Annotated in this window: 45 protein-coding genes; 42 read left to right on the top strand and 3 right to left on the bottom strand. The window is 70.5% G+C overall.

Annotated features, from left to right (window positions below; translation table 11 throughout):
- Positions 1 to 84 precede the first annotated feature (84 nt).
- The 31 genes from SCK26_RS10940 (at position 85) to SCK26_RS10790 (ending at position 16,637) form a co-directional block, all read left to right on the top strand.
- The gene (locus SCK26_RS10940) at positions 85 to 1,026 is read left to right on the top strand and encodes a lambda-exonuclease family protein (protein ID WP_318201105.1); all 942 of its coding nucleotides are present in this window, start codon (positions 85 to 87) and stop codon (positions 1,024 to 1,026) included.
- Positions 1,023 to 1,838 carry a recombinase RecT gene (locus SCK26_RS10935; RefSeq protein ID WP_318201104.1) on the top strand — a complete coding sequence of 272 codons (816 nt, stop codon included), beginning with the start codon at positions 1,023 to 1,025 and terminating at the stop codon, positions 1,836 to 1,838. The genes SCK26_RS10940 and SCK26_RS10935 overlap by 4 nt, the downstream gene beginning before the upstream one ends.
- A gap of 97 nt (positions 1,839 to 1,935) precedes the next feature.
- Positions 1,936 to 2,310, top strand: coding sequence for a hypothetical protein (locus tag SCK26_RS10930; protein WP_318201103.1), 375 nt, complete (start codon positions 1,936 to 1,938; stop codon positions 2,308 to 2,310).
- Positions 2,311 to 2,351: 41 nt separating this feature from the next.
- On the top strand, positions 2,352 to 3,149 hold the full coding sequence (locus tag SCK26_RS10925; RefSeq protein WP_318201102.1) for a hypothetical protein: 798 nt from the start codon (positions 2,352 to 2,354) through the stop codon (positions 3,147 to 3,149).
- Positions 3,146 to 4,825, top strand: a complete 1,680-nt coding sequence (locus tag SCK26_RS10920) for a DNA cytosine methyltransferase (protein WP_318201101.1) — start codon at positions 3,146 to 3,148, stop codon at positions 4,823 to 4,825. Before SCK26_RS10925 ends, SCK26_RS10920 begins: the two co-directional genes overlap by 4 nt.
- A gap of 80 nt (positions 4,826 to 4,905) precedes the next feature.
- Entirely contained in the window at positions 4,906 to 6,060 is a 1,155-nt protein-coding gene (locus SCK26_RS10915) for an HNH endonuclease signature motif containing protein (RefSeq protein ID WP_318201100.1), read from the top strand.
- A complete protein-coding gene (locus SCK26_RS10910) occupies positions 6,057 to 6,809 on the top strand; it encodes a hypothetical protein (RefSeq protein WP_318201099.1) in 753 nt (250 codons plus the stop codon). Before SCK26_RS10915 ends, SCK26_RS10910 begins: the two co-directional genes overlap by 4 nt.
- On the top strand, positions 6,806 to 7,123 hold the full coding sequence (locus SCK26_RS10905; RefSeq protein WP_318201098.1) for a hypothetical protein: 318 nt from the start codon (positions 6,806 to 6,808) through the stop codon (positions 7,121 to 7,123). The genes SCK26_RS10910 and SCK26_RS10905 overlap by 4 nt, the downstream gene beginning before the upstream one ends.
- Positions 7,120 to 7,425, top strand: a complete 306-nt coding sequence (locus tag SCK26_RS10900) for a hypothetical protein (RefSeq protein ID WP_318201097.1) — start codon at positions 7,120 to 7,122, stop codon at positions 7,423 to 7,425. Before SCK26_RS10905 ends, SCK26_RS10900 begins: the two co-directional genes overlap by 4 nt.
- A complete protein-coding gene (locus SCK26_RS10895) occupies positions 7,422 to 7,691 on the top strand; it encodes a helix-turn-helix domain-containing protein (protein ID WP_318201096.1) in 270 nt (89 codons plus the stop codon). Before SCK26_RS10900 ends, SCK26_RS10895 begins: the two co-directional genes overlap by 4 nt.
- A 39-nt stretch (positions 7,692 to 7,730) precedes the next feature.
- A complete protein-coding gene (locus tag SCK26_RS10890; protein ID WP_318201095.1) occupies positions 7,731 to 8,108 on the top strand; it encodes a hypothetical protein in 378 nt (125 codons plus the stop codon).
- A gap of 59 nt (positions 8,109 to 8,167) precedes the next feature.
- Complete coding sequence (locus SCK26_RS10885) at positions 8,168 to 8,365, top strand: hypothetical protein (RefSeq protein ID WP_318201094.1); 198 nt, start codon at positions 8,168 to 8,170, stop codon at positions 8,363 to 8,365.
- A gap of 28 nt (positions 8,366 to 8,393) precedes the next feature.
- A complete protein-coding gene (locus tag SCK26_RS10880; protein ID WP_318201093.1) occupies positions 8,394 to 8,771 on the top strand; it encodes a hypothetical protein in 378 nt (125 codons plus the stop codon).
- A gap of 31 nt (positions 8,772 to 8,802) precedes the next feature.
- A complete protein-coding gene (locus SCK26_RS10875) occupies positions 8,803 to 9,834 on the top strand; it encodes a DNA-methyltransferase (protein WP_318201092.1) in 1,032 nt (343 codons plus the stop codon).
- A gap of 100 nt (positions 9,835 to 9,934) precedes the next feature.
- Complete coding sequence (locus SCK26_RS10870) at positions 9,935 to 11,287, top strand: hypothetical protein (protein WP_318201091.1); 1,353 nt, start codon at positions 9,935 to 9,937, stop codon at positions 11,285 to 11,287.
- A gap of 153 nt (positions 11,288 to 11,440) precedes the next feature.
- Positions 11,441 to 11,674 carry a DUF6354 family protein gene (locus tag SCK26_RS10865; protein WP_318201090.1) on the top strand — a complete coding sequence of 78 codons (234 nt, stop codon included), beginning with the start codon at positions 11,441 to 11,443 and terminating at the stop codon, positions 11,672 to 11,674.
- Positions 11,671 to 11,916: a hypothetical protein gene (locus tag SCK26_RS10860; protein ID WP_318201089.1), complete on the top strand. Its 246-nt coding sequence runs from the start codon at positions 11,671 to 11,673 to the stop codon at positions 11,914 to 11,916. Before SCK26_RS10865 ends, SCK26_RS10860 begins: the two co-directional genes overlap by 4 nt.
- Positions 11,913 to 12,302, top strand: a complete 390-nt coding sequence (locus SCK26_RS10855; protein WP_318201088.1) for a hypothetical protein — start codon at positions 11,913 to 11,915, stop codon at positions 12,300 to 12,302. The genes SCK26_RS10860 and SCK26_RS10855 overlap by 4 nt, the downstream gene beginning before the upstream one ends.
- A 55-nt stretch (positions 12,303 to 12,357) precedes the next feature.
- Positions 12,358 to 12,564, top strand: a complete 207-nt coding sequence (locus SCK26_RS10850) for a hypothetical protein (protein ID WP_318201087.1) — start codon at positions 12,358 to 12,360, stop codon at positions 12,562 to 12,564.
- Positions 12,561 to 12,908 (top strand): hypothetical protein, encoded by a 348-nt coding sequence (locus SCK26_RS10845; RefSeq protein ID WP_318201086.1) that lies wholly within the window; start codon positions 12,561 to 12,563, stop codon positions 12,906 to 12,908. The genes SCK26_RS10850 and SCK26_RS10845 overlap by 4 nt, the downstream gene beginning before the upstream one ends.
- Positions 12,901 to 13,089: a hypothetical protein gene (locus tag SCK26_RS10840; RefSeq protein WP_318201085.1), complete on the top strand. Its 189-nt coding sequence runs from the start codon at positions 12,901 to 12,903 to the stop codon at positions 13,087 to 13,089. Before SCK26_RS10845 ends, SCK26_RS10840 begins: the two co-directional genes overlap by 8 nt.
- The gene (locus tag SCK26_RS10835) at positions 13,086 to 13,415 is read left to right on the top strand and encodes a hypothetical protein (protein WP_318201084.1); all 330 of its coding nucleotides are present in this window, start codon (positions 13,086 to 13,088) and stop codon (positions 13,413 to 13,415) included. The genes SCK26_RS10840 and SCK26_RS10835 overlap by 4 nt, the downstream gene beginning before the upstream one ends.
- Positions 13,412 to 13,579 (top strand): hypothetical protein, encoded by a 168-nt coding sequence (locus tag SCK26_RS10830; RefSeq protein ID WP_318201083.1) that lies wholly within the window; start codon positions 13,412 to 13,414, stop codon positions 13,577 to 13,579. The genes SCK26_RS10835 and SCK26_RS10830 overlap by 4 nt, the downstream gene beginning before the upstream one ends.
- Complete coding sequence (locus tag SCK26_RS10825; protein WP_318201082.1) at positions 13,576 to 13,764, top strand: hypothetical protein; 189 nt, start codon at positions 13,576 to 13,578, stop codon at positions 13,762 to 13,764. Before SCK26_RS10830 ends, SCK26_RS10825 begins: the two co-directional genes overlap by 4 nt.
- Positions 13,765 to 13,795: 31 nt before the next feature.
- Positions 13,796 to 14,413, top strand: a complete 618-nt coding sequence (locus SCK26_RS10820; RefSeq protein WP_318201081.1) for a hypothetical protein — start codon at positions 13,796 to 13,798, stop codon at positions 14,411 to 14,413.
- 26 nt (positions 14,414 to 14,439) lie between these two features.
- Positions 14,440 to 14,592 (top strand): hypothetical protein, encoded by a 153-nt coding sequence (locus SCK26_RS10815; RefSeq protein ID WP_318201080.1) that lies wholly within the window; start codon positions 14,440 to 14,442, stop codon positions 14,590 to 14,592.
- A gap of 159 nt (positions 14,593 to 14,751) precedes the next feature.
- A complete protein-coding gene (locus SCK26_RS10810) occupies positions 14,752 to 15,231 on the top strand; it encodes a hypothetical protein (RefSeq protein ID WP_318201079.1) in 480 nt (159 codons plus the stop codon).
- Positions 15,232 to 15,363: 132 nt separating this feature from the next.
- On the top strand, positions 15,364 to 15,648 hold the full coding sequence (locus SCK26_RS10805) for a hypothetical protein (RefSeq protein ID WP_318201078.1): 285 nt from the start codon (positions 15,364 to 15,366) through the stop codon (positions 15,646 to 15,648).
- Between the two features lie 17 nt (positions 15,649 to 15,665).
- A complete protein-coding gene (locus SCK26_RS10800) occupies positions 15,666 to 15,905 on the top strand; it encodes a hypothetical protein (protein ID WP_318201077.1) in 240 nt (79 codons plus the stop codon).
- Positions 15,906 to 15,973: 68 nt separating this feature from the next.
- Entirely contained in the window at positions 15,974 to 16,321 is a 348-nt protein-coding gene (locus tag SCK26_RS10795; RefSeq protein WP_318201076.1) for a hypothetical protein, read from the top strand.
- A gap of 169 nt (positions 16,322 to 16,490) precedes the next feature.
- On the top strand, positions 16,491 to 16,637 hold the full coding sequence (locus SCK26_RS10790) for a hypothetical protein (protein ID WP_318201075.1): 147 nt from the start codon (positions 16,491 to 16,493) through the stop codon (positions 16,635 to 16,637).
- Positions 16,638 to 16,860: 223 nt separating this feature from the next.
- Here the strand turns inward: SCK26_RS10790 and SCK26_RS10785 are convergent, their stop codons facing one another.
- From SCK26_RS10785 to SCK26_RS10775, 3 genes are read right to left on the bottom strand one after another with little or no spacing between them, the layout of a single operon-like run.
- Positions 16,861 to 17,397, bottom strand: coding sequence for a GIY-YIG nuclease family protein (locus SCK26_RS10785; protein WP_318201074.1), 537 nt, complete (start codon positions 17,395 to 17,397; stop codon positions 16,861 to 16,863).
- Positions 17,394 to 17,816, bottom strand: a complete 423-nt coding sequence (locus tag SCK26_RS10780) for an NUDIX hydrolase (RefSeq protein ID WP_318201073.1) — start codon at positions 17,814 to 17,816, stop codon at positions 17,394 to 17,396. Before SCK26_RS10780 ends, SCK26_RS10785 begins: the two co-directional genes overlap by 4 nt.
- Complete coding sequence (locus SCK26_RS10775; protein ID WP_318201072.1) at positions 17,813 to 18,448, bottom strand: NUDIX domain-containing protein; 636 nt, start codon at positions 18,446 to 18,448, stop codon at positions 17,813 to 17,815. The genes SCK26_RS10780 and SCK26_RS10775 overlap by 4 nt, the downstream gene beginning before the upstream one ends.
- A gap of 595 nt (positions 18,449 to 19,043) precedes the next feature.
- Between SCK26_RS10775 and SCK26_RS10770 the strand changes: the two genes are divergently transcribed.
- The 11 genes from SCK26_RS10770 (at position 19,044) to SCK26_RS10720 (ending at position 26,093) form a co-directional block, all read left to right on the top strand.
- The gene (locus SCK26_RS10770; protein WP_318201071.1) at positions 19,044 to 19,538 is read left to right on the top strand and encodes a DUF6907 domain-containing protein; all 495 of its coding nucleotides are present in this window, start codon (positions 19,044 to 19,046) and stop codon (positions 19,536 to 19,538) included.
- Positions 19,535 to 19,711 (top strand): hypothetical protein, encoded by a 177-nt coding sequence (locus SCK26_RS10765; RefSeq protein WP_318201070.1) that lies wholly within the window; start codon positions 19,535 to 19,537, stop codon positions 19,709 to 19,711. Before SCK26_RS10770 ends, SCK26_RS10765 begins: the two co-directional genes overlap by 4 nt.
- Before the next feature lie 2 nt (positions 19,712 to 19,713).
- A complete protein-coding gene (locus tag SCK26_RS10760) occupies positions 19,714 to 20,040 on the top strand; it encodes a hypothetical protein (RefSeq protein ID WP_318201069.1) in 327 nt (108 codons plus the stop codon).
- A 249-nt stretch (positions 20,041 to 20,289) separates the two neighbouring features.
- Positions 20,290 to 20,535: a hypothetical protein gene (locus SCK26_RS10755; RefSeq protein ID WP_318201068.1), complete on the top strand. Its 246-nt coding sequence runs from the start codon at positions 20,290 to 20,292 to the stop codon at positions 20,533 to 20,535.
- Between the two features lie 35 nt (positions 20,536 to 20,570).
- On the top strand, positions 20,571 to 20,795 hold the full coding sequence (locus tag SCK26_RS10750; protein WP_318201067.1) for a hypothetical protein: 225 nt from the start codon (positions 20,571 to 20,573) through the stop codon (positions 20,793 to 20,795).
- Positions 20,796 to 20,818: 23 nt separating this feature from the next.
- On the top strand, positions 20,819 to 21,361 hold the full coding sequence (locus tag SCK26_RS10745; RefSeq protein ID WP_318201066.1) for a hypothetical protein: 543 nt from the start codon (positions 20,819 to 20,821) through the stop codon (positions 21,359 to 21,361).
- Positions 21,361 to 21,537 carry a hypothetical protein gene (locus tag SCK26_RS10740; RefSeq protein WP_318201065.1) on the top strand — a complete coding sequence of 59 codons (177 nt, stop codon included), beginning with the start codon at positions 21,361 to 21,363 and terminating at the stop codon, positions 21,535 to 21,537. Before SCK26_RS10745 ends, SCK26_RS10740 begins: the two co-directional genes overlap by 1 nt.
- A gap of 62 nt (positions 21,538 to 21,599) precedes the next feature.
- Positions 21,600 to 21,764, top strand: coding sequence for a hypothetical protein (locus tag SCK26_RS10735; RefSeq protein WP_318201064.1), 165 nt, complete (start codon positions 21,600 to 21,602; stop codon positions 21,762 to 21,764).
- Between the two features lie 101 nt (positions 21,765 to 21,865).
- A complete protein-coding gene (locus SCK26_RS10730) occupies positions 21,866 to 23,206 on the top strand; it encodes a hypothetical protein (RefSeq protein WP_318201063.1) in 1,341 nt (446 codons plus the stop codon).
- Between the two features lie 13 nt (positions 23,207 to 23,219).
- Positions 23,220 to 23,810, top strand: a complete 591-nt coding sequence (locus SCK26_RS10725; RefSeq protein ID WP_318201062.1) for a hypothetical protein — start codon at positions 23,220 to 23,222, stop codon at positions 23,808 to 23,810.
- Positions 23,811 to 23,870: 60 nt separating this feature from the next.
- Complete coding sequence (locus SCK26_RS10720) at positions 23,871 to 26,093, top strand: hypothetical protein (protein ID WP_318201061.1); 2,223 nt, start codon at positions 23,871 to 23,873, stop codon at positions 26,091 to 26,093.
- The last annotated feature ends 53 nt before the right edge of the window (positions 26,094 to 26,146 follow it).

Raw genomic sequence — 26,146 nt, 5'->3', positions numbered from 1 at the left:
GCGCTCCGCGGCCTCCGAGGCGGCTGGCCCCACACCCCCAGTACGGGGCCAGCCGCCACCCCCAGCACACCCCAGGAGCCTCAGATGGACACCGTCCACCCGTATCCCGCACCCGACGGGATCCTGATCGGCCACCTCACCCCGGGCACCGCCGCCTGGGAGGAGGCCCGCACCGGCCTCACGATCACCGCCACCGAGATCGCCGCAGTCGTCGGCCTCAGCCCCTGGCAGTCCCGGTTCAGCCTGTGGCACAAGAAGGCCGGCCTGCCCACCCCGCCGTTCGAAATGAACCCGGCCGTCGAATGGGGCAACCGGCTCGAAGATGCCGTCGCGCAGAAGTGGGAGGACGACCACCCCGGCCTGCTCGCCGCCCCAGCCGGCACGTGGCGGCACCGGACGCGGCACTGGCAGCGGGCCACGCCCGACCGGCTCATCTACCCGCAGCCCGCCAACGAGTTCGAGATCCCCGACACGGCCACTGCCCTGCTGGAGGTGAAGACGTCCCCGTTCGGCGACGAGTGGGGTCCGTCCGGCGCCGACGACGGGGTGCCGATCCACTACCGCTGCCAGGTCATGTGGCAGATGGACACCCTTGGCCTGCACCGCACCCACTTCGCCGTTCTCATCTCGGGCCACGACTACCGCGAGTACACCGTCGAGTACGACCTGGACGAGGCCCGGATCCTGCGCGAGGCAGCCTGGCGGTTCCTCGACGACGTCCGCCTCGGCATCCGGCCCGACATCGACGGTGACACCGCCACCTACCAGACCATCCGCGTCCAGGCCGACGGCCTCGAAGACCGCGACGTCGAGATCCCCGCTGAGCTCGTCGCCCGCTGGGACGCCGCCTACGCCGACGTCGCCCGCGCCTCCGCCGACCTCACCCAGATCCGCGGCGAAGTCCTCGACCTCATCGGCAACGCCCGCCGCGCGGTCTGCGAAGGCCGCCGCATCGCCTACCGCACCGTCCGCGACGGCCACACCCACTCCCTCAACCCGTACCCGATCCGCGAGGACGCAGCATGAGCCAGATCAGCAACGCCATCGAGAAGCGCGACCAGGGGCCGGCCGCCGTCGTCGAGCAGTACCGCGAATCCCTCGCCCTCGTCATGCCCAGCCACCTTCAACAGCGCGTCGGCGCCTGGATCCGCAATACGCAGGGCCTGCTGCGCCGCGACGAGAAGCTGATGAAGGCCGCACAGAACGACATCGGCCAGTTCATCGCCGTCCTCATGGACGCCGGCCGCCTCGGCCTGGAGCCCGGCACCGAGCAGTACTACCTAGTCCCGCGCTGGAACAACAAGAAGAAGTGCACCGAGGTCACCGGTGTCCGCGGCTACCAGGGAGAGATCGAGCTGATGTACCGCGCTGGCGCCGTGTCCTCCGTAATCGTCGAAGTCGTCTACAGCAAGGACGTCTTCCAGTTCCGGCCCGGCCGCGACGAGCGTCCCGTCCACGACATCGACTGGGACGCCGCCGATCGCGGCGAACTCCGACTCGTCTACGCCTACGCGATCATGAAGGACGGGGCCACCTCAAAGGTCGTCGTCCTCAACCGCGGCCACATCGCGAAGGCGCGCGCCAAGTCGGACAGCGCCGACAAGGACTGGTCGCCGTGGAACACCGACGAGGAAGCCATGTGGCTGAAGACCGCAGCCCACCGCCTCGCCAAGTGGGTCCCGACCTCCGCCGAGTACATGCGCGAGCAGCTCCGGGCCCAGGCCGTCGTCGACAGCGAGCAGCGGCCCGAACCCCTGCCGGCCAGCGTCCCCGCGCCCGCGCCCGGGACGGTCGACGACGACTACGACGAGCCCGTCGAGGGTGAACTCGTCGACTAGCGACTCAAACATCCGGGCCGGATTCCCCCATAACCCCTGTGTACAGCCACCCGCACCGCAACTGCGGGTGGCCCCACACCCCACCAAGGAAACCACCATGACCCGTCGCCTGTCTGTCGCCGAGCGCCTTGCGTCCATCGAGAAGGACGCCCTCCTCGCCGACATCGCCAAACACTCCGAGTGGGACCGGTTTCTCGTCGAGCAGGCCGTCCTCCACTTCGGCCAGCGTTACGACGACTTCTCCTGCAACGACCTCCGGGACGTGCTGCCCGAGCTGGGGCACGGATACCTCGGCGCCGCGATCAACGCCCTCCGCACCGGCGGAATCATCGCCCACACCGGCCGCATGGTGCCGTCCACCCAGGCCAACACGCACGCGCACCGCATCGCTGTCTGGGCCCTCACCGACAAGGGGCGGGCCATAGCCGCCCGCCGAGCCGCCCGCGCCAAGCAGCAGGGGCAGGCCGCGTGATGCCCCACACCCCCACCCGCCAGCAGCCGGAAGGAGAAGCCGTGCCCGCCGCCACTCACGAACCGTCCGTCTCCTGCTACAAGCACGGCTGCAAGGAGTCCGGCTGCCTCACGGCCGGCCGGCGCTACGCCAAGCAGCTCGCCTACGAACAGGCGCACGGCTACAGCCGCAGGACCGACGCCACCCAGGCTCGCGTCCACATCCACCGGCTCAAGGCCCACGGCTGGAAGCACCGGCAGATCGCCGCCGCCGCGGGGATCGCCAAGTCCACGGTCACCGTCATTGTCAACGGGCAGGAGACGACGAGCAAGCGCAACGTCCTCGCCATCCTGTCCATCCCCATCGGGCCCGCGCCCGCCGAGCCGGCCAAGGTGTCCGACGCCACCGGAACGACCCGCCGGGTCCGCGCCCTCGCCTGGATGGGCTACAGCCTCACCTACCAGGGGCGGCGGGTCGGCATGACCGACGACCGCATCAGCTGCATCGCCCGCGGCGTGGTCGATGTCGTCCGGGCCGGCGAGGCCCGCCAGATCGCCCGGCTTTACCGGGAGCTGGTGCAGGCGCCTGGCCCCAGCCGAAGGGCGGCAACGGACGCGCGCAAGAAGGGCTGGCACGGCCCGCTCGCCTGGGACGCCATCGACGACCCCGCGTGCGAGCCGGAGACCGTCGGGAGCGTCGACCGCGAGCGACGCCACAAGGCCGTCATCGACCTAGAGCTGGTCACCGCCCGCACCGCGCAGGGCCGCAGCGCCGAGGAGATCGCCGCCGAGATCGGCTGCCACCCGCGAAGCATCGTCCGCGCCCGCCGCCGCGCCGAAGAGATGGAGATCGCCGCATGATGTACCGCCACGACAACGAGCTGACCGTCATGGACTGGTTCTGCGGGGCCGGCGGATCCTCCCAGGGCATGCACTCCCTGCCCGGCGTCCGCATGGCCCGCGCCGCGAACCACTGGGAGCGGGCGATCGAGTCCCACGCCGCGAACTTCCCCGAGGTCGACCACTACCGCGGCGACATCCGCGAGGCCCCGGTCGAAAAGTGGCCCGTCACCGACATCTTCTGGGCCAGCCCCGAGTGCCCGCAGTGGTCGAACGCCCGCGGGAAGAAGCGTGACTTCGACCTCTCCATGCAGGGCGACCTGTTCGACGGCTTCGGCCCGTCCGAGGAGGTCGAGCGGTCACGGGCGCTGATGGAAGAGGTGCCCATGTACCTGCGCGGCGTGCAGGAGCGCGGCGGCCTGGTCAAGGCGGGCGTCATCGAGAACGTCGTCGACGTCCGCGCCTGGGACCAGTGGGACCGCTGGATCGGCGAGATCCGCAAGCTCGGCTACAAGACCCGGGTCATCGCCCTGAACAGCATGCACGCAGACCCGCGCACCGTGCACAAGGCCCCGCAGTCCCGCGACCGGCTGTACGTCGCCTACTGGCACGAGAGCCTGGGCCGGACGCCGGACTGGGACAAGTGGCTCCGCCCGCGCGCCTGGTGCTCGGGCTGCGAGACCTGGGTGCAGGCCGTGCAGCGGTTCAAGGACCCGGGCCGCGACATGGGCCGTTACCGCCAGCAGTACGTCTACCGCTGCCCGAACGCGAAGTGCCGCAACCAGGTCGTCGAGCCGGAGACCCTGCCCGCGGCCGTGGCCATCGACTGGAGCCTGCCCGGGCAGCGGATCGGTGACCGCACCAAGCCGCTCGCCGAGAAGACCCTCGCCCGGATCCGCGCCGGCCTCGACAAGTTCGCCCGGCCCGTCATGGTCCCCGCGGGCGGTACCTGGCGCACGGAAGCGGTCCCGGTCGACGAGGCGCTGCCGGCCAGGACGACACGGGAGAACGACGGCCTCGCCATCCCGCCGCTCCTCATCCCCGTCGAGGGCCGCGATGGCAAGGAACCGAACTCGGCGAACCTGCCACTGCGCACCCAGACCGCCCGCAACGAGACCGGCCTGGCATGGCTGCCGTTCATCGCCGAACTCCGCGGTGGCGGCAGTATCGCCCGGTCGGCCACCGAGTCACTCGCCACGGTCACCGCGTCCGGGAACCACCACGGGCTCGTCACCCCGAATCTGCCCGCATTCGTGATGCGGAACAACACGGCGCGCGGCAACCCGGCTCAGATGTGCACGCCGGTCGGTGAACCGGCGCGCACTCTCACGGCCGCCGGCCATCAGTCCCTCGTCACGTGGGAGTCCCTGCTGGTGCCGTACTACGGCAACGGCACCGCCCGCACCGTCCGGGAACCGGTCGGCACTCTCTCCACCCGCGACCGCTACGCCCTCGTCCAGGGCGAGGTCGACCTCGACGACGTCCGGTTCCGGATGCTCGAACCCCACGAGATCGGCCGGGCGATGTCCTTCGCCGACCAGTACATCGTCCTCGGCAGCAAGCGCGAGCGGGTCCGCCAGTACGGCAACGCCGTCACCCCGAACTGCGCCGAGGTCATCGTCGCCGCCCTGGTGGAGGCGATCAGCGGCGAGGAAATCGACCGGTATGCCAGGCCCGAGAAGGCGCTCGCCGCGTGACCGCGGGCCGCCGGCCGCGCGACCGGCCCTAGCCGGCACACACCCCACCCATCCGCAACAGCCAGGAATGAGAACGTCGTATGCCTCGCATCCGCACAGTGAAACCGGAGTTCTGGGAGGACGAACTCCTCGGCGTCATGCCGCGCGACGCCCGGCTGCTCTTCATCGCCACGTTCAACATGGCGGACGACGAGGGGCTGCTGCGGTGGACGCCGGCCTACATCAAGGCCCAGGCCTTCATGTATGACGACGACCTGACGATCGCTGGCGTCGGAAAGCTCATGCAGTGCCTCACCGACACGGGCCTTGTCTTCCCCTACATCGGGGGAGTGGCGCGGCAGCAGATGGCCGTGGTCGTGAACTTCCGCAAGCACCAGCGGATCAACCGGCCGCAGAAGAGCAAGCTGCCGCCGCCCTCCCTCGGCAACTACAAAGTCCGTGAGATGTACGCCCGCCGGGACGGATGGATCTGCCAGCTGTGTGGCAACGAGATCCCTCGGCTGCCGATGGCCAATGATGCGCACAACCTGTCCATCGACCACAGGCGGCCGGTCTCCGCGGGTGGCACCGACCACCCGTCGAATGTCCGGGCTGCGCACCAGGCGTGCAACCAGAGCCGGCGCGCCACCCCAGACGGAGAGGAGTTCGTTCCGCCCCGCAGCCTCGCCGGACTTGAGGATTCACTGAACGACGCACTGAACCGTTCAGGGAGCGGTTCAGTGAACGATTCAGTGAATGAATCTCACGCAAACGTGAACTTCGAGCCTGAGACAGATACACACAGTGAAATTTCTTCACTGAATCATTCACTGATGGAAAGGAAGGGAAAGGAAGGGAACAGGGAAGGGAAGGGAACCCCCCAACCCCCGTCGGAGACCAGCTCTCCCACCGTCGTGCAGACGGGCGAGAGGGCCATCGAAGACCGGATGACCGCCGCCTTCCTCGACCGCTACCGGTCCGGCAACGCCTACAGCCAGCGACAGGTACGCAAGGTCATCGCTGACGCTCTCGCCAACGGCACCGCACCCGGCGAGCTCTGGAACGCCCTTGAGCGCCTCGGCTCCCTCTCGAAGCCCGTCAGCGCCGGAACCCTCCAGTTCGCGTTCTCCGAACTTCGCAAGCCCCCCAGCAACGTCATCGCCCTGCCCGGTCAGCCTCTCACCGGCACCGACGCCAAGGTCGCCGGCTGGATGGCCATCGCCGCCCAACTCCGTCAGGAAGGAGACTCAGCATGAACGCCGAAGAAGCCGCCGAACTCCTCGCCCACTGCTCCGGCTTCGACAACCGCCAACCCTCCGTCGCCGCCGCCGTCGCATGGGCCTCCGCACTCCACGACATCCCCCTCGACGCCGACACGAAGTCCGCCGTCGCCGCCTACTACACGACCCCGCCGAAGGACCCCGACGCGAAACTCTGGATCCTCCCGCACCACGTCCGCACCCTCCGCTCGAAGATCCGGTCGGCCCGGCTGGAGAACTTCCAGTACGAGCCCCTCCCCAACGAGACCACTGCCGAGTACCTCGCCCGCTACCGCGGCCAAGTCCAAGCCATCGCCTCCGGCCGCATCGCTGCCCCCACCGGCCGGCTGGCGCTTGAGGGCGGCCCGAGCCGCGAGTTCATGGCCGAGCTGGAGGCCCGCGGCTGGCAGGGCAACCGCGCCGTCGACGAGCCCGAGGCCGATGTCGTCGACAGCGTCCGTCGGTCCGGGCCGCTCGGCGTCGACTGCCCCGCCTGCGGAGCGGCCATAGGCAAGCCCTGCAAGACGCCGGGCGGCACCGACAAGCAGCCACTCGGCAAGCCCCGCCAGAAGCCCCACAGCGCCCGCCTGCGGGCCGCCAACGGACAGGCAGAGCAGACCCCCGAAGACCGCGCCGCGCAGGAACGGCGGATCAGGGAGATGTCCGCCCAGCACCTGGCACGCCTGAAGGCCAAGGCAGAAGACATCCCCGACGCCGAGATCGTCGACGAAGAAGGTGCCGCGTGAACGGGCCCGAACTCGACCCCGAAGACGTCGCCGAGATGCGCAGCCAGGACCCCGACGGCTGGCGCCGCTACATGCGCCAGCAGATCACCAACGGCAAACAGCGGCGCGACAACAAGCCCAAGCCGGCCGCGCCCAAGCCCCCCGGCCACCGGCCCGGCGCCTGGCCGGTCGGCACCCACCCGCCCGGGCCCCCACCCGAATGGGACATCCCCGCCGACGTCTGGCGCCGAGCCACCCGCCACCACAGCAACGAGATCAACCGACCCGACCAGCCCTGCGACTGCGGCGACTGCCCGCCCGAGGAGACCCGATGAACCGACCGCCCGCCGCCCCGATGCCCGACTCGATCCGCCACATCCTCCGCGCCAAAAAGGACCCGGCCCGCGCCGTCGACTGCCCCCACTGCGGCGCCCTCCCGCACCGCCCCTGCACCACCCCCTCGAAGCGCCGCATCCTCACCGACCCGCACCCGCAGCGCCGGTCGAACTGGGCGCAAACCGTGGCCTGCTGCCCGCAGTGCCAGGTCGAGCCGACCACCCCGTGCCACGAGGAAGGCCGCGCACGCCACACCGTCCACGACCGCCGCTACCAGGAAGCCGAGGCCACCGCCGCATGAAGGTCCGCGCCGACATCGCCCACCTCATCCGCGAGGGCCACACCAACGCGTCCATCGCCCGCCGCCTCCACTGCGACCCGAGCACCGTCGCCCGCGCCCGACACGCACTCCGGCTGCCGCCCGCCGACAAGCTCGGCCGGCTCTACGCCGAAGCCCTACCCACCGGCCGCGTCAAGGCCTACCGGCCCGAGCGGATGCCGATCAGCCCCGCCCAACAGCAGGCCAACCGGGAGCGGCTCCTCGCCGCACTCCGCACCGCCGCCTAACCCCCGCACACCGCAACCCCAACCACCAAGGAGCACGCCGTGAACCACACGCCCGACCCGCGCATCCAGCAGCTCGCCGAAGCCCGCCAGCAGGTGACGCACGGCAACACAAACGGTGCCGTTCCGCAATGGGCGGGCCTGTCCAAGGGAGCGCAGCGCATCATGCTCGGCGAGGCCGCCGCCTGGCTCCGTGCCGCCATCGCCGCCGGCATCGCGCCGTCCGCCGAACGCCCCACCGACGACCACGACGCCGTCCTCCTCGACAACTATGGCCAGCTCTGGGGCGAGTACCAGACCAGCCCGCCCTCCCACGGCGACGCCATCCTCCGCCTCGTCTGGGCCTCGGAGCAGTGCAGCTCGAAGGCGGAGATGGAGGCCGAGGGCACCCAGTTCCGCCTCATCGGCTGGAGCGAGTAGTCCACCGCCTGACCACCCACCTCACACCCTTGGAGACCCACATGACTACTAACGGTCATATGAACGCCCTCGAAGGCCCCCCGCTCACCTTCACCGGCAACGGACCCGAACTCCAGCGATGCGCCCAATGCGGTCGCCTCGGAGTCCGCGGCTTCACCACCTTCACCAACGCCGAGCACCGCATCAGCATCACCGTTTGCGCGAACAAGGCCGCCTGCCGGAAGCGCTGGCCCAAGCCGGCCCGCGACGATGCCTGACCGCCCACCGATCACCCCTGGAGACCTGATGCCACACGACCCGCAGCCCCTCGACCTCGACGCCATCGAAACCCGCGCCAACGCCGCCACCCCCGGACCGTGGGAGGAGCACCCGCAGTACGGCCCGCACTTCTACGCCTACCTCGGCGGCCCGTACCTCCGCGGTGTCGGCACCCTCAACTTCGGTGACGGCGAGGACGCCGAAGCCGACCGGGAGTTCGTGAAGCACGCCCGTGAGGACATCGACGCCATGGCCGCCGAGATCCGCCGCCTCCGTGCCGAACTCGCCCGCCGCGTCCAGTGCAACGACTGCGGCGCCGTCGGCGAGATCTTCACCGCCACCGACGGTCTCGCCTACCTCGAACCGTCCGGCCAGATCGGGCACCAGCGCGCCGCCCGGCCGTGACCACACCCACACCAACCACCAGGAGCAGCACGTGAACGACTGGCAGCCCTATTACCGCGACGAGCAGATCACCCTGCTCCTCGGTGACGCGCTCGACCAACTGCGCACCCTGCCTGACAGCTCCGTGGACTGCATCGTCACCAGCCCGCCCTACTACGGGCTCCGCGACTACGGCGCCGAGGGTCAGTACGGGTTGGAGGCAACGCCGGCCGAGTACGTGGAGACGATGCGCGCCCTGTTCGCCGAGGCGCGGCGTGTGCTCGCCGACGACGGGACGCTGTGGCTGAACCTCGGTGACAGCTACAGCAGCGGCCAAGGTGCGCTGAACACCGACTTCAATGAGCGGTGGCACGGCGAGGGCAGCAGCGGCCAGCGAAAGCAGGAGAAGGGTCGGCCGTCCCGTCGTCGTGACGGCGCCGAGGTGGCGGCCGCGCGCCGCGCCGTGACGGGCCTGCCGCCGAAGAACCTGCTGATGATCCCCGAGCGGGTAGCGATGGCGCTCCAGGACGACGGCTGGATCCTCCGCAACAAGATCGTGTGGCACAAGACGAACGCCATGCCGTCCTCCGTGAACGACCGGCTGTCGAACCGGTACGAGCACCTGTTCCTGTTCTCCAAGGCGGAGCGGTACTGGTTCGACCTTGACCCGATCCGCGAGCCGCACGCGATGCGACCCCAGCGCAGGCCCTCCGGGCGTCCCGTCGACAAGATCCCCCGGCCGGGGCAGCCCAAGCAGACCTGGTCGACGGCTACGCGCAATGAGGTCGGAGTGGACGGTCACCCGCTCGGGAGGAATCCCGGCGACGTCTGGGCCATACCGACGAGGCCCTACCCGGCCGCGCACTTCGCGGTGTTCCCGATCGACCTGCCGCTGCGCTGCATCAACGCCGGATGCCGCCCGGGCGGGACCGTCCTCGACCCGTTCAGCGGCTCGGGTACCACGGGCGCCGCAGCACGCCAGCTAGGCCGGAAGTACGTCGGCATCGACCTCAACCCGGCCTACCACGACCTCGCCAAGGACCGGTTCGCCCAAGGTGTCCTCGACTTCGACGGCGCCGCATGACCATCCCGCACGCAAGGCGGCCCCGCGGTGTCGGTACCACCGCGGGGCCGGCTCCAGCCTCCCACACCCCGACTGCCCGTATCAGCCATCAGGAGTGACCGTGACCCAGCCCGACCCCGAGTTGTACCGCTACGTCGACGGCGACGGCTTTTGCCTGTCCGCTCGGCTTCTGATCGACCTCAACACCGGTGGCGTCACCGAGACGCTGTCCATCACCATCGAGGGCAGCGACGAACCGCAGTCGGTCCACGTCCGGGCCAGTGACGCGCCTACGCTGGCGGCCGGGATTGTGCGCGCAGCCGGGCAGCAGCCCGCCGAAGCCGTCGTCGTGTCACCGCCCGCAGACCGGGCCGACCGGTACGCCACCGCCATCCACGACGCGATGGAGACCGACCTCTCCCTCGTGGACCAGGAGCCTGCGTTCCAGGCTCTGATCGCACGAGCTGCGGAGGCCGCCGTGGCGCTGGCCGATGCCGAGTTGCAGCAGGCCAACCGTCCGGACCGGGCCGAGGTCCTCGCCGCCACTCCTGCCGGCCCGACGCCCGCCACCGACCGGGCCGCCCGCGTGGCCGTCATCTACGACGCTCTCGCCGGACTCCAGGGCGGACCGCACCACCTGCCGGCCGGTACCCGGCAGGCCATCGCCGAGCATCTGGCCGCCGTGCTGCCCGCGCCCGACCAGCAGACCGCCGCCGCGCGGGTGCGCGCCCTGCACCAGCAGTACCGGTTCGCCGGTGACGACACCACCGACTACTGCGCGCACTGCAACCAGATCAGCGGCGGCTGGATCCCGTGGCCGTGCCCGACGGTTCAGGCGTTGGACGGCGAGCGGGCGACCGGGCTGCGTCGTCTGGCTGGCGAGGCGCAGCAGGACGAGGCGCCCGACGACACCCTCCACGCCTGCCCCGGCCGCTGGGGCGGACCCGACTGCCGATGCTTCGACGACGGCCAGCCCGCCCGCGAGGCGCAGCAGCCCCCGTGTGGGGAGTGCGGCCACCCTGCCGCCGGCCACGAGGAGGGCGACGACCCGGTCACCCCCGGCACCTGCACGCTCTGCCCGGAGGACGAAGCCCACCACGACTACCGGACGTCGCACGACCCGGCGCAGGGCGACGAGGCGCGGGAGGCCGCCGAGTACGCGCGGGTCCTCGCCACGCCACCCTCAGCCGAGGCCGCCGTCTACATCCGGGACCGGCTCGCCGAACTCGCCCGCGAGGCGCAGCAGGACCCGACACAGGACGACGAGGCGGTACCGCCGTCGACCGCGCCGCTCGCCTCCGGGCTGCCACTCGTCAAGGGCAACTGCCCCGCATGCCGCCGGGCCAGCCTGTTCCTCGGTACCGGCGGCTACCCCACGTGCAGCAATCACGAGTGCCCCGAGCCCGACGCCGCGACCACCGTGCTGGAGCAGCCCGCCGCCGTGGCGAGGTTCGGGCAGCCCGAGACGGACTGAGCCTGCTGGGGCCGCGTGAGACTACGCGGCCCCCACAGAGGGGCTGGACGGGCCTGTGAGCCACTAACAGGCCAGCCCTGCCCCTCGCTTCGCTCGACACCGTCAACGCGCCGCAGACAGGCGCACAGAGCCTCACACCCCGAGGAGACACCCGTGACCGACACTCCGACTCCCGCCCCCGGCCAGATCTGGCAGGACAACGACCCCCGCGGCTACGGCCGCAGGATCCGCATCATCGCCACCGACGCGACGCACGCTCACGTCGAGCAGGTGATCGGCCGCGACCACGCATCAGCCAGTCCCGGCCGCCGCACCCGCATCCGCCTCGACCGCTTCCGCCCCACCAGCACCGGCTACCGGTACATCAGCGGAGGTGAGACCCGATGACCCACCGCATCCAGCCCGGCCAGACCTACCGCACCTGCGACGGCAGCGGCCTCCGCATCCGCGTCGTCGGAGACGGCCCCAGCTTCCCCGCTTGGGGCTGGTCCAAGACCACGGTCGAGACCGTCCTCTCCGACGGACGCGGCATCCGGCAGCGCGCCATCGAGACCACCCAACTCCACGCCAGCCCACTCACCCGCGACGGCCAACCCCGCCGCACCGGATACGCCCTGGAGACCCCGTGACCCCCGCCGAAGAGATCCGCACCGCCGCCCAGCGGCTCCGCACCCTCGCCACAGCCGCCAGCACCGACACCGACAGAACCCCCACCGCGCACTGGCACACCAAGCCCTGCTGGCCCAACGACGGCAACGGCCCCCGGTACCTCTACGGCGACCACCTCACCCGCGACGACGGCCGCACCATCTCCTGGCCCCTCCTGAACCGTGGAGGCTCACCCCAGCGGCCGTCGTACATGCACGGCCAGCACGCCGACTACGCCGCCGCCATGGACCCCACCGTCGGTCTCGCCCTCGCCGATCTCCTTGACGACCTCGCCGACGGCGACGACGAGGGCGTGGTCAACCCGTGGGCCCTCGCCGTAGCCCGCGCCCTCAACTCCCAGCCGTAGCCCGCCGCCCGCCGTCCGCCCGGCACACCCGGGCGGGCCTCCATCAGGAGTGACAGTGACCGACAGCCCGACCCCTGCCATCACCACCGACCTCGTCGTCCAGCCCTACCGCACCGACCGAGGCGACCACGCCTGGGTGTTCCGCTGCTGGGGCACCGACACCTGCGACGGCTGGCTCTCCCTCGACCACAGCAGCCAGCAGTCCGCGGAGCGCGCCCGCGACCGGCACGTTGCCGAAGAGCACGGCGGTGAGCAGCAGTGACCGACACCCACCCGCTCCAGCAGCGCATCGCCGACACAGTCCGCCTCGTGCCGATCAAGTACGACATCGCCTACATCGAACCCGTCTCCACCGAGGAAGCCGCAACCATCGCCCAAGCCGTCCTAGCCGCACTCAAGCCCGAGCTGGACCGGCTTGCCGACTACGAGGCCGCCATCGCACGCGTCCGCGCCGTCCCGCCCTACCAGAAGCCCGTCCACGGTGACCGCAGCCGGGGCATGCAGGCCGGATGGAACGCCGCACTCAACGCGGTCCACGCCGCCCTCAACCAGCCCGCGCCGGCGACAGCGACCCCGGCCGGCCCGCAGGAGCAGCCCGATGCGTGACCAGCCCACCGGCCCGACATGGCGCGACGACCCCGACGCCCTCGACCAACTCTGCGACCTCGGCGCCGACGCGTTGTATGAGCCGGCCGAACGTCAGCCCCGCGACCTCCGCGGACAAGGACTCACCGCGGTGCAGCTCCAGCGCATCCGGACCATCACCCCCGATCGGAGGTACCTGTGACCCGCCCGACCGTCGCCCAACTCCTCAACATCGCCGACCGCGCAGACCGCGGCCCCCTCCGCCCCGTCGAAGTCGCCCGCCTCCGCGAAGGCATCACCCGCCTCAGTCAGCGTCGCACCAACCACGCAGCCGCCTGGGGTGCCCGGGCCGCCGCCCTCCGCCGGAAACTCGCCGACCTGCACTACCCCGTCCAGCGCGGCTCCATCGCCGCCTGCGCCGAATGCTCCGGCTGGAACGGCCGCCACTGCACCGGCCTCGTCACCCCCTGGCCCTGCCCCACCCTCGACGCCCTCGACGACCACTTCCCGAAAGGACGGACCGCATGAACGAGCAGCCCGCCGCAACGAGCTGCACCTGCCCGCGCTCCTTCATGCGGCAGCGCGGCCACCACCCGGACTGCCCCCTCGCCGACGACCCCGCAGCCGGGCCGACCGTCCCCGAATGCGCAGCCAACGACCGGCGCTGGCCGCTGGAGAAGGAGGGCAAGTGACCTGGCAGCGGCAGGAGTCCACCAGCAGGTGCGACTCCTGCCGCGCCTACTGGAACGTCCTCCAAGACCTCGGCGAGGAATGGGACACCGCCGGCCGGCCCGCCGACCCCGACGGCTGGGGCACCCTCATCGGCCGCGCACTCGCCGCCTACCTCGACCACCTCGGCCAGCACCTCCCCGCCTGACCCACCGCACGCCCGCACCAAGGAGCACGCCATGGACTCCGCCGTCTGCGCCGTCTGCTCAACCGGCCTGTACGACACCGAACAGCAGACCTGCCGGCCCTGCACCGAGAGGGTCGCCGCCAACCTCACCGCGCTCGCCGGACCCGAAGGGCTGTACGCCCGCCTCAGCGCCTCACTGCACCCCGGCAGCCGCACCGGCGGGCCCGCGGTCTCCGGAAGCCGCACAGCCCCCCTCCCGGTCCGCCTGGAGGTACTCAACGCCATGACCGAGCGCGGCCCCGTCCTCGGCCCCCTCGAAGGCTGGGTCCGCGACTGGGAGCAGTACGGGCGGGCCACCGTCGACGAAGCCGGCACCCTCCAACAGCGCCTCGACCACGCCGTCGGCACCCTCCGGTTCAACCTCGCCTGGGCCGCCGGCCAGCACCCCGCCTTCGCCGACTTCGCCGACGAACTGTGGACCATCACCCGCCGCTGCCGCACCGCGGCCGGCGAAGAGAAGCCCCCGGTGAAGGTCCCCGTCGCCTGCCGCTGCGGCCAGATACTCCGCATCTCCCTCGACATGGACGGCATCGAATGCCGCCACTGCCGAGCCGAATACGGGCACGCCGAAATGCTCAAGCTCACACCCGCAAGGAGGGTCGCCGCATGACCTGCCAGTGCTGCACGATGATCGTCGTGAAAGGGAGGCGGCGCACACGCCCCGCAGTTGCCCGCTGGACCCACTGGCACGGCTACACCACCCTCCTCTGCCAAGACTGCCTCGACGCCTGGCTCGACAACGCTGACGACGACGACAGCCTGGAGCCGGAGCAGTGGAGGTGGCTGTGAGCGCCATGACTCTCTTCCTCTGCCTCGTCGCCGCACCCATCGGTTACGCGGCCGGCGTCCTCCTCGCCGACCTCCTGTGGTGGCTCACTCACTGAACGACCCACACCCCCCCGCCAGGGCCACCATGAGGTTGGCCGATCCAACCAAGGAGCCCCGCCCGTGCGCAGCGACGACATCCTCGACCAGATCGACACCGCCCTCCACGACTACACCGTCAGCGACGACGCCATGCGCAGCCGGCCCGCGGCCGAAGGCGAGCAGCACGTCGGACCCAAGATTTGGATCATGTCCACCGTTGACGATCCCGACTCTGGCGGCTGGGTAGCGCTCAACGACGCCCTCGACGTGACCATCGACCCGGCCACTATCGACCCGGCCGGGATCGTGCACCAACCCGCAGTGACCTGGGACAACCTGCGGCAGTGGTACGCCCACATGGAAGCTGAGCGGGTTCGGCGTGCCCGGGAGGCGCTGGCAGCGATCGGGCGAGCCATGGAGGCGATGCGCCCCGCCGCCCAAGAAGCGGGCCGCGCGATGGAGACGCTCACCCAGGCCGTCCAACGTCCGTCCACCCCGCCCGGCCGCCGCACCGACAGGCCCGCATGGCAGTCCCCCTACGGGCCGCCCCGTCGCCGGTAAGGTCGCCTCTGGCATATGCCAATGAGTGCGTGAGCAATCACAGATGGTGAATTTCGGCTGGCGGTATCAGCCTGATACCGCCGAGCCGATACGCTGCAATCGGTGGTGACATTTTCTCCCTCGGAGGCGGCGATGAGCGAACAGACATGGACCATCGAGTCCATCCGTGACGCCCTCGGCAACCCCACCCTCGCCCAACGCTTCCTCGGCGAGATCAACCGCGCGCCGGCACACGAACTGCTCGCCATCTTCGCCAAGTGGCAGGGCATCGCACAACGCACCCTCGACGCCGTCCAGCGAGGCCGCGAGGCCGCAGCCGCCGAAGCCCGCGGCGAAGAACCGCCCGGCCAGTGGATCGACGTCACCGACCGTGTTCTCCGAGATGCTGAGCGAATCCGGTCACGAGGCGCCGCCTGACCTGACAAAGTGGAGCCGTGTACCGGCTCCTCTGTGACGCGACCCTCATGGTCGTCTGGGACTCTCTCCCCAACGACGCCAGCGAGCAGCTAACCCTCGCCCTCGCCGAGGTCTGCGATGACCCCGACGCCGCCGAGCCCTGGGGCATCGACGACGGCATCCACCGGCAGATCGTCAAACCCCTCGTCACCGTGCTCCTCACCGTCAACCGAGAAGCGAAGACGGTACGCATCTACGACATCGAGTACAGACGCTGAACACCAGCAGGCCCCGCCCGGATGGGCGGGGCCTTTCGCATGCCACCCGCACCAGAAACGAGACCGCCATGCCCATCATCGGACCAGGCCCCGACGACCGCGAATACGACAACTGGGACCCAGCCTGGAAACACAACGACACCCCATTCCGGCTATGGATCTACCGCAAACTGAAAGAGGCCGGCGCCAAGTACGCCGACGACATCGCCATCAGCTGCGCCCCCGACAACCGGTACAACGGCCTCGACGACCTACAAGCAGCCGAAATCGCCGACCTCACCAACACCACCATCGACGAAGTCCTCGCCGCCCACCGGGAAGACCTCGCCGCCTGGGCCCAAGAGCAGGAACTCCGCAACCACCCCGACCTCGCCGTCCTCGACGCCGACCTCAACCGCATCGCCGGCCGACGATGACGACAAAGGCCCCGCCCAGTGCACCCGGGCGGGGCCTCCTCGCGTGCCCTGTCAGAACGTGCCAGTGCAGGCCAGACACACCCGCGAGCTATTCCAGTCCGCCAACCGAGCCTCCGCCTCCGCCAGCCGGGAGCGCACCACCGCACCCCAGCCCAGCCCACCCGCCGCGATGAGCAGCCCGAACAACGAGCCCGACACCGTCACCGCGATCCCCAACACCACCGCCGCCAGCGCCGCCCAGTACGTCGCCTCGAACTTCGCCGGCGGGGCGTACCGGCCCTTCAACGGCGACTCCGCCGGCAAGGACGCCCAGTAGTGCGGGAGATCCGCGACGTTCGGGCTACCACACTTCGGTGACGGGCAGACGAGCAACGCAACCTCCGCAGTACTAGGCCCAGTTGACGGCAGCGTGGCGCCCCGGGGAGTCGGCCAGCAACCGGTACTCGCCGGTTGTGGCGCGCGCCACAAATCGGCAGTAACAGTGGCACCAGGCGGCGCACGGGAAAGCCCCCGGCAAGCCGGGGGCGGAGGCGGGCGGTTTACTCGTTTCCCTTGATCTCGTTCATGGCGTCGGTCACGACGGCCACCGGGTCGCCCAGCTCGCGCAGGTCGAACCACTCGCCGCGGTGGCGGTACGCGGCGAACAGGTCGTGCAGGGCCTGCTCGTAGTCGCCCTCGACGGCCCACATCAGGAAGAGATCCATGGGCTGGCCCGTCTGAAGTTCCTTCAGCCTGCGCCTCGGATCCTTCGCGATGCCGATCTTCACCAGATGCGTGCCCTCGGCCGTGACCAAGTACGTGTGCGGTTTGCCGTTGGCGGCTTTCCACTTTGGTGATCGATGAGGAGGGGTGGCGGACCGGACAGGCTGAGGATCCGACTGCACGGTGCCGGACCGCTCCGGCCCGGGGTACGGAATGCCTTCTCGCTCGTATGCTCGCCGCCGCATCTTCTCGCTCATGGGCAGCCGGGGTGCTGAAGCGGCGGGACGCGACGAGAGCCACTGCTGCCTGTGCCACCAGGCTGGACGCTCAAAGGTGTCCTGGAAATCGGGCACGACTTCCAAATGCTTGGTCAATGCGCCTCCTTGGCGTGGGTGAGTTCACTGTCGAGGTACTTCTGGACGGGCTCGTACAGCCCGTAGGGGACCAGACCCGGGATCTCGGCGAGCGTCACCCAGGCGACGGAATCCAGCTCGTCCTCGTCCGCGACGTGGGCCTCACCGTCGATGACCCGACACGCGGTGTACGACATCTCGCGGCCGGTCTTCGGGTGCACGCGCTGGCCGATCAGCGACACGGCTTCGACCTTGAGCCCGGTCTCCTCCAGCGTCTCGCGGACTGCGGCCTCCTCGGGCGTCTCGCCTTCCTCGATGCCGCCGGCCGGGAACTGCCAGCTGAGCTCGCCTTCCTTCACGCGGCGCCGGACCATGAGCACGCGGTCCCCGCTCGTGATGATCGCCGCGGAGATCCCCGGCTTCGTCGTCGTCTCGGTCATGCCAGAGCCTCCAGAGCTTTCAGGACGGGCGGATAGATCCGCTCGGTCGGAATGAACTTGGTCAAGCTGGTGATCGGCACCCACGCTGTGTCGAGGTTCTCGACGGTGTCGACGTTCCGTGCCTCGCCAGCCAAGTACTCACAGAATTCGTAGCTGGCCAGCACCCCAGTCACGGGGTGGACCCGGGTGCCAAGATGCTCCCGCACGGTGCAGTGAACTGCCGTCTCGGCGAGGGTCTCCTGCACTGCAACTGCACTGGCGCTGCCGCCCGGCTTCACCACGCCAGCCGGAAACTGCCACGCCAGGGCGTCCTCGCCGCGGCGACAGACCAGCAGCACCTCACGATCCCGGACGACCACCGCGATGGCCACGCGCAGAGCCTGCGCCTGAGCCGCGCCGTCGGGGTGAAGCAGGGTGGCGAACCGGCGGCGCTCAGCGGGAGTTGCCCGGTCAAGCAGGGTGTCGAGCGCACGCTGCATCTCCCGGCGCGGCACAGTGGCTGGCGTCGCGTGCCACGCCGCGACGGTTCGGACAGCCACACCGAGTTGGCGCGCGAACTCCTCGTTGGTGGCCCGCATGGCGGCTTGTAGCGCCACCGCGTGCTGGCCTTTCCATGTCTCGATCACGTCCATACCGGCCCCCGGCCTCTCGCGCGCACTTGCACTGCGGCTGTCCTGTCACCTGCATTGCTGGATCGTCGCTAGTTGCCCTCAACCTGCGTTGACTTGAGCACATGAAGACGACCTGCTCAGAGCGACAGGAGGCTCCTAGGAGCCGTCACTTGTCCGGCGGTTGCGCAGCCGCCGGTGCCGGACTTGACCACGGCCCGGCGGGAGGGCGCTCGGGCAGTCTCGACCCCGGCCGTCGCATGTACCAGCGCATGAATTCGCGCAGCACCTGCCCCCGAGGACTCCGTCCGTCGGGGTGCACCGCCCGTGCTGCCGCCTCGAAGGACTTCCATTCGTCATCCGAGGCCCGGAAGCGTCTGGGGGTGTCGTACTCGGCATCGGGGCTCATAGCACGAGGTTAGACGCTCGTGGCTACGAACAGCAAGGAACCAGACAGACGTTCGTGGCTACAAAAATCTCGGCGGACCGCTTGCTTTGTGGCTACGAGGCGCTATGTTTGTAGCCACAAGGCCGCTTCGGAAAACGAAGCAGCCCCGTCAGGTGCGCCAACACCAAAACGGGGCCTGGGTCCGCCCTTCCCTAGCAAGGAGACCGAACCGTGAGCCTTACCGTACCTCACGAGAGCACCACCACCCTCCCGGCCCCGGCGCCGGGTCACCGCCTGGTCCCGGCGCTGATCGGCACCCGGAAGTCCGCGCACGTCACCGCGATCGAGTGCCCGTCGTGGTGTGTCGAGCGGCACGACCAGGAGCCGATGCCGTTCGAGGACATCGTCCACACCTCGAAGTCCGAGAATGTCGGCATCTCGTCCTTCCTGAAGCAGGACGGCTCGCTGTTGATGTACGCGATGCTGCAGGTGGACCCGACGTCGTCGGACCCGCGGCTGCGCCGGGCGCACATCGGGATCGAGACGGACGGCCTGCCGGATTATCACACGCCGGAGATGGCCGACCGGTTCGCCGACGACCTCATCCGCTTCGCCCTCCAGTTGCGCGACCTGGCGGCCACCGCCCGGGCGCACAACGGGGCGGTCGGCGACAGCGACCCGGACATGGACGAGGCGCTGCGTCGGGCCCGTGGGGGTGCGGCGTGACTGCCCCCGTCGAGTCTCGTCCGGCGCCGACGCAGCCGGGCCTCAGCGAGGCCGACCGTCTCGCGCACGAGCTGGCGAGCTTCGTCCGCGCCGTGGAGCCGACACCGGATCTGCCGCCGCTGCCCACGGAGCCGGCCGAGCGTCGCCGCGTGATGCAGCTGCGGGGGTGGTGACCGTGGACTCGCAGAAGTACAGGCGTCGTTGGCAGCGGGCCGCGTTCGAGGCGCTGGGTGAGTTCCTGGCGGCGGATCTGCCGGCGGTGTCGTGGACGCTGTCGGTGTCGGGTGCGCTGGTCGGGACCGTGGATTCGCTGATGACGGCGCCCGTGTCGGAGCAGCGGGCGGTGTTCGAGGCGTGGGCCCGGCACCTGGGCGCCCGGGTGAGCCCGGAGCGGGTCGACTCGAGCGGCGTCACTCACCTGTACGCGCAGTTCTCGGGGAAGGGCGGTGTGCTCGGTGCGATCCGGGCGACGCTCTACCCGCCGCTGGACGGCGACGCGTGATGGCCGGCCACGAGCGCACGAAGGACGCCTTGCCGACCCGCCCCCGCGGCGGTCACCCGCAGGCCGTGTGATGAGCGCCGCCGAGCGCGACGCCTTGCTGAAGAAGCTCCACGCCCGGAACTGGTGGAGCAACAACCGCCCCCAGTAGGGGCCTCTGATCGGCCGCGGCCGGCACCCATCCCCTCGCCTTGCCGGCCGCGGCCCCCCACCCCGCCCCATTCCCTGCCTGACCAGCTGAGGAGATTCGTCATGCCCGCTTCCATCCAGACCGACCACGCGACCGTCTGGCCGGAGGGCGTCATCGCCCGCTACCTCACCGTCGTCGGCGCCACCGTCGACCTCACTGGGGAGGGCTACGACACCAAGGGTGTCTGTGGCGGATGCGCTGGCACGCCCTACACCGACGGCTACGGCTCCAGCCACATCGACGTCGCTCGCAGGTGGGCCCAGGCCCACGCCGAGAAGTGCCGTGCCCTGCCCCGCCCCACCGCCTGACCCGTCCCATCCCACACTTCCTGAGGAGCACTGTCATGCCCACCTTCACCCTGATCTCCGCCGGCGACCCGTTCGAGCAGCTCACCGAGGCCGCGCACGCCGATGTCCGGGCCGGGTTCATCGCCGACTACCTGGCCGCCACCAACCTGATCGACCGGGCGCACATCGCCTACGAGGTCGCCTTGTACGACGCGGCGAATCCCGGGGAGCCGCCGCTGATGGACGAGATCCGCGGCCTGCACCTGCCGGCCGCCGCCTGACCCCCCACTCCGAGAGGACAGTCATGATCGACACCCCCACCCTCGCCAGCCCGTTCGCCGCCGACGCCGTGACCGAGGCGGCCCTGGCCGAGGCCCGGAGGCGCGACCGCTTCTGGGTCGGCTACTCCGGGGAGACCATCCCCGGCGCCGAGGTCGCCGACTACCTGGACGCCCTCCGTGGGCTGCTGGAGCAGCACGGGTGGACCCGCACCTACCAGCAGGACGACCCGGAGATCCCCGAGATCGACGAGTCCATGTCGCTGAAGGCCATGATCGTGAGCGCGTGGCGGTACGTCCGGGAGGCCCTGGGGCCGGACCGCGGGCCGCTCACCCTCATCACCGCCCAGCTCAGGGTGGATTCCGGGGGTGCCGCCGCTGTCGGCGACCGGGTGTTGAACGCGCTCGTCGCGGGCCTCACCGGCACGAGTTCCGCCATCGCCACTGCCTGGGTTGTTCGCCGGGGCCGCACCTGGGGCGAGGTCCGGGACCTGCTGGCGGCCGGCGCCGACTTCGCCCGCGCCCACGGGCCGGCCGCCTTGTCCGAGACCTACGGCCAGGAGAGCTGATGGGCTTCGGACAGATCGTCGCGCACCAGATCCAGCAGCTCGCCGGCCAGGTGTCAGCCGGTGTCCTCGACTCGGCCGCGGCCCGTAAAGCCGCGGAGGACAACCTCGCCCGGCTGAGCCCGGCCGACAGGCGAGAGGCCGAGGCCATCCTCCGGCAAACCGCCCCCCGACGCTGACCGACTGCACAGCCAACCCTGAGAGGACCGTCATGTCCCGACGTAACCGAACCGCCGAGGTCATGAGCACCCGAGAGCTGACCGCCCGGCGTCTCCAGCAGATCGGCCGCACCGTGGCCGGTGAGCGCGGAGGCCGGGTCGCGAACCGGGTGTCGGAGGCGATCGGCTGCGGCCGTATCGAACTCTGCGACGACCCCAGCTGCCCGAACTGCGCGCCCATCGAATAGCTGCCGGCCGGTAGCCCTCGGCCCACGCCACTGGGCGCGGGCCCTGGAGATCCGACCAGCAGCACGCAGTGACCACCCCCACGAGTCCTGGAAGGACAGCTATGAGCAGCGAATACCGTTCCTGGAAGGAGCGTGACGCCGACGCCGCACTGACCAGCGCCAAGGCCGACAAGACCAAGGCCGAGGCCGAGCAGGTGAAGCAGGCCGCCGTCGCCGGGGCCGCGCAGACGCAGACCACACTGCTCGCGGAGCAGGTGAAGCAGGCCAAGCTGGCGAACCAGTTGAAGGCCGTGACCGAGTCCGCCAAGGACGACCAGGCCGAGCGTAGGGACCGTCGGCGCGAGCAGCGCGACGAGAACGGCACCACCTTCAAGATCCTCGTCAACGCCGTGATGGCCCTCGGCCTGCTCGCCGCCCTTCCCGCGCAGATCAGCTACTTCCTGAGCCTGCACCGCAACGGCGACACGACCTCTGGTCCGGCCTGGACACTCGCCCCGATCCCGTTCTTCCTCGAACTGCTGGCCTGGGTCGGCGTCATGGGCACCCGGTGGGCGCACCGTAAGGGCCTGCCCCGGTGGCCGTTCTGGATCCTCACCGCGGCGCTGGGGTCGATCGCCGGCTACATCAACCTGGCCCACGGCCGCACCGAGTACGGCCCAGTCGCCGGGTGGGCGCTCGCCGCTACTTCGGTGATCGGCCCGCTACTGGCGGAGGTCCGCCAGTACCTGGAGTCGAAGGCCGCGGAGGACGGCCGGGATCTGAAGCAGCGGGCGCGTGACAGGCGTGCCGCCCGCGAGCAGGCGAGGGCCGAGGAGAAGCGCAAGGCGGTCGAGAAGAGCGAGGACGAGCGGCGGCGGAAGCTGTTCCCCGACGTGTTCGCAGAGTTCGAGCGGGTCACGGCCGCGTACCCGACGGGAGGCATCAGCCGGGAGGCCGCGTGGGAGCGGGCGTGGGACACGATGCATGCCCTTCCCCTCGCGGTGACGGCCGGAAGTATGGCCGCCCGGGAGGTTGCGCGGACCGCGGTCGAGACCCTCCTCGCGGACGCCGGCCGCAGCCCCGAGAGCGTCGCCGTGGACCTGTTCCTCGCGCACACGTTCAACCCGAACCGAGGCGACGACGGATCGTCCGGAGCGCCCGCTGAGGGCCGCTCCAACGGGCCTACAGGGGGAGGGTCACGGGCCCGCTCCCGGAAGGCTCCGGAGGGGCCGGAACCCCTTGGGCGTAAAGGGAAGCAGCCCTCTGGCCGCACCTCGGCCAAGACGCCCGAGCGGCCCCTCGACCCGGCCCACATCGAGAAGGTCCGGAAGCTCGCCGAAGCCCTCGGAGACGTCGACCGGCTCTCCGCCCGCAAGGTCCGCGAGGTGATCGGCGGCGGTTCCAACGAGTACGCCGTCCGGCTCCGCAACCACGTGAAGAACACCCCCGAAGTCAACGCCTAAGAGGAGTCCGAACATGAGCATCAGCTTCCGTCAGATCGCCGTCTCGGGCGGCGCGGCCGTGGCCCTCCTCGGAGGCGTCGCCGCGATCACCGTGGCCGCCGGGGAGCCCGCGTCCGCCGTCACCCAGCACATCGCCGAGCGCACCGTCACCGCCCCCGTGCGGCTGCCCGACGGCCGCACCCTGCGGGTCACCGGTATGGGCGGCTACGGCCACGACGCCACGCCCGGCCACATCACCACGGTGTCCGCGGTCGCCTACCGGGAGGACGGCAGCCCGAACTACACCACCGGCGTGACCCCGGACAACGGAGTGACGCGGTTGGAGAACCCGATGAACACCCCGCAGCAGCCGGCCGGGGTGAACCAGCAGATCACCACGCAGGCCGCGGGGGGCGGTGCGATCGGCGTCGGCATCGTCACCATCCTCGTTCTGGCGATCGTCGTGTTCTACAAGGTCAAGCACGGCGGGTTGAAGGTTGCCGACGCGGTCCTCGGGGGCCTCTTCGGGATCGCCCTGTCCGGCACGGTCATCGGCGCCATGGGCTCCCAGCTCACCAACAGCCTCGTCGGTTCACTCGGCACGATGCTCGGCGGTCTCGGCTAGCCATCCCACCCCGCGGGGCCCACACCGGGCCCCGCGCCGACAGCAGGAAGGAACGCATCCGTGGCAACCGAAGCCGAGCCCGAGCAGACAGAGCAGCAGGCCATCGAGGAGGCGGCCGAACCCACTCGCGGCGACCGCATCAAGGCGGCGTTCGCCGAGCAGCGTCGCAACGCCGCGGCCCGCACGAAGGACTGGCTGGCCGGCGTCGACCTGGACCAGGTCGACGTCATCCAGGCCGCCACCGACCGCAAGCAGCGCCGCCAGGCCGAGCGGATCGCCCAGCAGCAGCGTCGTGTCGCCCAGCTGCACGCGCGTCTCCACATGGCCAAGGCCCAGAGCGAGGAGGGCGTCAAGGTCGCCGGCCTCCCGGCCTTGGCCGGGCAGGTCGCCGAAGCCGAGGCCCGACTGGAGGCGATCCAGGCCGAGCCGGTGCTGCCCCCGAATGACCGGGAGATCGCCAGCTTGCGGCAGACCAAGAAGGCCGGCCGGGCGGCGGCGCTCTTCGGCGGCGGCTTCGCCTCCCTGCCCGCGCTCGGGACCGCGGTCGAGATGACCGCCCACGGGCAGCCCATCGTCCTCGCCGCGCTCGGCACCGCGGCCGGCTACGGCTGGTACCTCGTGTCACGCCCTTTCGTCGCCGGCCAGCCTGCACCTGCCCCGACCATGCCGGAGCAGGCAGTGATGCCGGTGCAGCCGCTGGCCACCCCCGTACAGGACACGAACACGGTCGACCTGGCCAAGCCCGAACCGTCCCCGAAGCCGCGGGAGTTTGACGCCCCGCCGCCGCCCGCGCTCACCGTCGGAGAACTCGAATCCGCGCTGCGCGCCATCGGCGAGGTGCGCGGGGAGGAGAAGATCCAGATCCTGGCCGTGCCGCAACGCGATACGGACGGCAACACCACGGTCGTCTTCGACCTGCCGCCGCGGACCACCGTCGCCGAGCTGAAGAAGAAGCTGCCCAAGCTGGCCGGCGCGCTCGGCCGCGACGTGTCCATGGTCGACATCGAGAAAGCCGGCACGGAGGTCCGCACCTCGCTGTGGCTCGCCGACAAGGACGCCTTCGCCGACACCCGCCCTTCCCCGCTCCTCAAGCGGCCGACTCAGCTTGACGCGTGGAAGGATGGGGTGCCCGTCGCCTGGAACAAGCGGGGGATCACCATCCGGCTGGCCATCAACAACCAGTCCTATGTGATCGCCGGGATGACCCGGTCCGGCAAGGGCGTCGGCGCCTCCAACCTCTCCGTCGGTGTCGCCTTCGACCCCCGCATCAACCTGCGGATCGTGGCCGGCAAGAACAACGGCGAGTGGGACCCATACGCCAAGACAGGGGCCGCCAGCACCTACTTCAAGCCCAGCCCGGAGCGCCTGCTCGCCCTCCTGAAGGCCCTCCTCGCTGACAAGGACCGGCGCGAGCGCGACCTCGGCAAGCTCGGCAAGAGCAAGATGGTCCCGGCCGTCATCGAGCAGATCGGCGGCATGGAACTCCTCGTCATCGACGAGGTCGCCACCTACACGCGCCCGGGCAAGCCTTTGCGGGACGAGATCCTTGAGGCGCTGATCGAGCTGTCAGCCGTGGCCGCGGGCGCGGGCATCCTCATGGTGCTCATCACCCAGTACCCGGAAGTCGACGTCATTCCGCAGGCGCTCGCGATGAACTGCGGCGCCAGGTGGGCGATGCGGGTGGAGAACGCCACCCAGTCGAACGCTATCCTCGGCGCCGGCCAGGCCGGCGCGGGCCGCGACGCCTCGAAGTTCGACCCGCCGCGCCCCGGGTTCGGCTGGCTGGTTAACCCGTTCGCCGGCGTCACCGACCTCGCGCGGAGCTTCGACCTGGACGAGGACGAGCGTGGTGAGATCAGCATGCTGCTGGAGAAGGCCGCGAAGATCCGCGAGCGGGCGGGGCGGCTGGCCGGTCAGTGGGACGACCCGATCGAGCGGCACCTCCTCAACGCCACCGGGTTGTCGTCGGCGGCCGGCGGCCCGAAGCGGGACGGTGCGCCGGGGCGCAGCGTCATCGCCCGCACGCCGGAGCAGCGCATGCAGATCGAGGCCTGCCGCGGCGCACTGAAGGCGATGGAGTCGCTCGGCCGTGACGTGGCGCAGCTGCGGGAGATGGCCGAACTCATCGGCGGCAGCATGACCGAGACCGGGCTCGGGGAGCTGCTGCGCGCGGCGGGCGCGGGTGGCACCGTGAAGATCACGATTCCGGGTCGTGAGGGCCAAGTCCGCGGCTACCGGCGAGATGACATCAAGGACGCGCTGGACCTGCTGCTCGGCGAGTAGTCGCCCGTTATGTCACGTCTTGTCGGGTGGATACGTGTGCATTTGCGGCGTCT

Source organism: Streptomyces sp. SCL15-4, assembly GCF_033366695.1.
Taxonomy (GTDB): Bacteria; Actinomycetota; Actinomycetes; order Streptomycetales; family Streptomycetaceae; genus Streptomyces.
This window is presented reverse-complemented; position numbering and strand designations above follow the sequence as displayed.